The organism is Streptomyces sp. NRRL B-24085 (genome assembly GCF_001282115.1).
Taxonomy (GTDB): domain Bacteria; phylum Actinomycetota; class Actinomycetes; order Streptomycetales; family Streptomycetaceae; genus Streptomyces.
Map to the genome: position 1 here is coordinate 1 of NZ_LJBR01000608.1, position 4,285 is coordinate 4,285.

The 4,285-nt window shown below is 73.6% G+C and carries 4 protein-coding genes and 1 tRNA gene; all 5 read right to left on the bottom strand.

The window, feature by feature from the left end:
- Positions 1-9: 9 nt before the first annotated feature.
- Positions 10-432, bottom strand: coding sequence for a DUF3052 family protein (locus AOJ26_RS40200; RefSeq protein ID WP_053853278.1), 423 nt, complete (start codon positions 430-432; stop codon positions 10-12).
- A gap of 104 nt (positions 433-536) precedes the next feature.
- Positions 537-731, bottom strand: a complete 195-nt coding sequence (locus AOJ26_RS43705; protein WP_143663685.1) for a hypothetical protein — start codon at positions 729-731, stop codon at positions 537-539.
- A 174-nt stretch (positions 732-905) separates the two neighbouring features.
- Positions 906-979: transfer RNA gene (locus tag AOJ26_RS40205), tRNA-Thr, on the bottom strand.
- A gap of 106 nt (positions 980-1,085) precedes the next feature.
- Positions 1,086-2,711 (bottom strand): alpha/beta hydrolase, encoded by a 1,626-nt coding sequence (locus AOJ26_RS40210; RefSeq protein ID WP_053853279.1) that lies wholly within the window; start codon positions 2,709-2,711, stop codon positions 1,086-1,088.
- A 103-nt stretch (positions 2,712-2,814) separates the two neighbouring features.
- Positions 2,815-4,020, bottom strand: coding sequence for a DNA polymerase III subunit delta' (locus AOJ26_RS40215; RefSeq protein WP_053853280.1), 1,206 nt, complete (start codon positions 4,018-4,020; stop codon positions 2,815-2,817).
- Positions 4,021-4,285 lie beyond the last annotated feature (265 nt).

Genomic DNA, 4,285 nt, shown 5'->3' on the forward strand with positions numbered 1-4,285 from the left:
GCCCCCATGTCACCCTCGCCGGTTCTCCCTCCGTCGCACGAACTTCAGTCCCGACCAGTCCTCCCCCAGCGCCGCGACCTTCACGTCGACGACTCCGAGGGGCAGGAAGACCTCGCGCAGGGAGTTCTCGGTGATGTCGCTGACGTGCCCGGCGGCCCTGCGCGGCCAGGCGATCCACAGGGCCGCGTCGTCCGCGAGACCGGTGACCAGGTCCCCCGCCTCCGCGGCGAGCCGCGCGTACTCGCGGTGGAAGGTCACGACGACGTCCGCGCCGCGGGAGCCGTCGGCGGTGACCTCGCAGCCGTCGGGCAGGCCCGGGATGTCCCACCCGTCGGGGGCACCGTCCAGCCGTACCCGGTGCCCCGCCTTGATGCCGAGCTTCCTGGCGAGGGGCGTGGCGGAGTAGCCGCCCGCCGACCCGGTTCCTGCCATACGGCACCTCCGCGCGCTGGTCCGGTCCGTCCACTCCATCGTGACGGCCCGGGCGGAGCACGTCCGTCCGGACACGGTGTTCCGGGGCGGGCACCCCGTACCGGCTACCGCACCACCCGTGCGAGCAGCGTGGCGAGGTCGGCCAGGAACTGGAGCCAGGGCCGGGCCTGCTCGGCCCGGCGCCCGAACCGTCTGCGCCAGCCGCCGGCCCGGACGCCGTCCCGGCGCTGGATCATCCTGTCCCGCACCCGCCGTAAGGACGTGGCGCGGCTCGTTCCGATGCGCTTGCGTCGCCTCATGCCGGGACGTTAGCTGCGGCGCGATCGGTGCCACAGGGCGGCGGACCGCCAAAGCGGGCGCGCGGTTATTGGCGGTAACGGGCAAAGCGGGGAGACGCGACGGGAGAGAGCCGGGACCATCCCGGCCAACGGGAAAGGCCAGGCCACAGAGTGTGTGACCTGGCCTTGTTCCGGAGCCGCCTTCGGGATTCGAACCCGAGACCTACGCATTACGAGTGCGTTGCTCTGGCCATCTGAGCTAAGGCGGCGCGCCGTCCGCACTATGGTGCGATCAGCAACGTCGGTAAGTCTACACAGTTTCCGGGGGTGCTCCGTACCAGCCCTCGGGGCACCCCCGGACGCTCCGGCAGCCGGCTAGGAGCAGCGTTTTCCGGGCGCGGGAGGGGTGCCGCGGAGCAGGTAGGCGTTGATCGCCGAGTCGATGCAGGCGCTGCCGCGGCCGTAGGCGGTGTGGCCGTCGCCCTCGTAGGTGAGCAGCCGGGACGAGGTGAGCTGACCGGCCAGGGCGCGGGCCCAGCGGTAGGGGGTGGCGGGGTCGCGGGTGGTGCCGACCACGACGATCGGGCCGGCGCCCCGCGCCTCGATGCGGTGCGGCTCTCCCGTGGGGGCGACCGGCCAGTACGCGCAGCCGAGGGAGGCCCAGGCGAGGCCCCTGCCGAAGACGGGGGACGCCTTCTCGAAGGTGGGGACGGCCTTCTCGACCTTCTCCGGGCTGTCGTAGGCGGGCGGGAGGTCGAGGCAGTTCACCGCCGCGTTGGCGGACATCAGGTTGCTGTAGCTGCCGTCGGCGTCCCGCTCGTAGTAGCTGTCGGCGAGGACCAGCAGACCGGCGCCGTCGTTGTCCTTCATCGCCGAGCCCAGCGCCTCGCGCAGTTGCGCCCAGGAGCTCTCGTCGTACATCGCCGCGATGACACCGGTGGTGGCGAGGGCCTCGCCGAGGGTGCGGCCGTCCGCGTCGCCGGTCGGGATGGGGTGGGCGTCGAGCTTGCGGAAGAACGCCTTGAGGTTCCGGCCGACCCGCGCGCTCGGCGTGCCCTTCGTCCCGAGCGGGCAGTCCGGCTGCTGCACACAGTCCTTCGCGAACGACTGGAAGGCCGTCTCGAAGCCGGCCGTCTGGTCGAGGTTCAGCCGGCGCGCGGGCAGCGAGGGGTCCATCGCGCCGTCCAGCACGAGCCGCCCCGAGCGGCCGGGGAACAGCCCCGCGTACGTCGCCCCGAGGAACGTGCCGTACGACGCCCCCACGTAGTTCAGCTTCGCGTCGCCCAGTGCCGCCCGCACGATGTCCATGTCCCGGGCTGTCTCGACGGTCGACACGTGCCGCAGCAGTCGCGCCGAGCGCGCACCGCACTCCTCCGCGAACTTCTTGTAGGCGTCGACGAGTTCGGCAGTCTCGCGCGCGTCGTCGGGGGTGGTGTCCGTCTGGGTGTACGTGTCCATGTCCGGCCCGTCGAGGCATTCGACGGGCTCGCTGCGGGCGACCCCGCGCGGGTCCACCGCGACCATGTCGTATCGGGCCCGCACCTCCGCCGGGTAACCGATCCCGGCGTACGCCTGGGCGTAGCCGACCGCCGAGCCGCCCGGTCCGCCCGGGTTCACGAACAGGGACCCCAGGCGCTCGCCCGGCCCGGTGGCCTTCTTGCGGGTGACGGCGAGCCGGACGTCCCCGCCGGCCGGCCTGTCGTAGTCGAGCGGCGCCCGCAGCGTGGCGCACTGGAAACCGGGGACCCCGCAGTCGCGCCAGCGGGCCTTCTGTGCGTAGTACGGCGCGAGGGCGGCCGGTGTCGACCGCGGCAGCGCGCCGAGGGCCACGTCGGCGGCCGAGGTGGCCGACGTCGTCGAGGCGCCCGCGGAACAGGCGGAGACGAGCAGGGCGGCGACGGCGAGGAGAACGCCGCCGGTGCGGGGCGTGCGCGCCGACGTCAGCGCCCGGCCGGGGGGAGGCGTCGGGCTGGTGTGGCGGTGATTGCGCCTGATGTGCATCGATCGAGCGTAACTCTCCGCACTGACACGCATGCCCTGAGTGAACAATGCGGCCCGTACGAGTGACCCGGTCAAACGCATGATCACCCGCCGGTCCCGGTCCTCAGCCCGCTCGGAGCGCCATGGTCATAGCCTCCACGGCGAGCAGCGGGGCCACATTGCGGTCGAGGGCGTCCCGGCAGGCGCCGATGGCCTCGATACGGCGGAGCGTGGCCTCCGGGGAGCTGCCGCGGGCGAGCCGTTCCAGGGCGTCCTCGGCGTCCGCGTTGGCGATCGCCACCCGGGAGCCGAGCTGGAGGGCGAGGACGTCCCGGTAGAACGCGGTGAGGTCGGTCAGGGCCAGGTCGAGGCTGTCGCGCTGGGTCCGGGTGCGGCGGCGCTTCTGCCGGTCCTCCAGGTCCTTCATGACGCCCGCGGTGCCGCGGGGCATGCGGCCGCCCTGGGAGGCGCCCATCGCCGCCTTCAGCTCCTCGGTCTCCTTGCCGTCCATCTCCTCGGCGAGCTGCTTGGCGTCGTCGGCCGCCGCGTCGACGAGCTCCTGGGCCGCCTTGAGACAGCCGCCGATGTCGTCGATCCGCAGGGGCAGCTTCAGCACGGCGGCCCGGCGCGCGCGGGCGGCCGGGTCGGTGGCGAGGCGGCGGGCCCGGTCGACATGGCCCTGGGTGGCCCGGGCGGCGGCCATCGCGGCGGCCGGCTCGACGCCCTCCCTGCGCACGAGCATGTCGGCGACGGCCTCCACGGAGGGAGTGCTCAGGTTCAGGTGGCGGCAGCGGGAGCGGATCGTCGGCAGGACGTCCTCGATGGACGGCGCGCACAGCAGCCAGACGGTGCGGGGGGCGGGCTCCTCCACGGCCTTGAGGACCGCGTTGGCCGACTTCTCGTTCAGCCGCTCGGCGTCCTCGACGAGGATGACCTGCCAGCGGCCGTTCGCCGGCGAGGTGAAGGACTTCCGGACGGTGTCCCGCATGTCGTCGGCGAGGATCTGGGTGCCGACGGCGGCCACCGAGCTGACGTCGGCGTGGGTGCCGATGAGCGCCGTGTGACACCCCTCGCAGAAGCCGCAGCCCGGCGCTCCGCCGAGGGCCCGGTCCGGGCTGACGCACTGCAGGGCGGCGGCGAAGGCCCGCGCCGCCTGGTTGCGGCCCGCCCCCGGGGGGCCCGTGAACAGCCAGGCGTGCGTCATCTTCGACGCCTCGGGCGGCGGGGCGTCGGTGGCGACAGCGGTGACCAGGGCGTCGGCGTCCCGAGCGGCGGCCGCGAGCTGCTCGCTCACCCGCTCCTGGCCGACCAGGTCGTCCCATACGGTCATGGGTCACGCCGCCCTTTCGTTGCTACCGGTGCTGTGGGGTCCATTGTGCGGGCCGGCACTGACAACGGTCCGGACGGCTGCATGTCGACCGCGGGCCGGTGGGGGCTGGTCGCGCAGTTCCCCGCGCCCCTCACAGGTGGGTGCAGCAAACGTCGGCCCGACTGCACCCCCCTGGAACGACCCCTACCGCCCCCGACGCCGGCCCCGGCCCTCGCCGTACCCCTCGTCGTGCGGGCCGAGCAACCCGCCCGCCAACGTCGGCAGT

Bases quoted from the DNA above. Each gene is read 5' to 3' on its own strand.
- AOJ26_RS40210 (WP_053853279.1), bottom strand. From the start codon at position 2,711: ATGCACATCAGGCGCAATCACCGCCACACCAGCCCGACGCCTCCCCCC.
- AOJ26_RS40215 (WP_053853280.1), bottom strand. From the start codon at position 4,020: ATGACCGTATGGGACGACCTGGTCGGCCAGGAGCGGGTGAGCGAGCAG.
- AOJ26_RS40200 (WP_053853278.1), bottom strand. From the start codon at position 432: ATGGCAGGAACCGGGTCGGCGGGCGGCTACTCCGCCACGCCCCTCGCC.
- AOJ26_RS43705 (WP_143663685.1), bottom strand. From the start codon at position 731: ATGAGGCGACGCAAGCGCATCGGAACGAGCCGCGCCACGTCCTTACGG.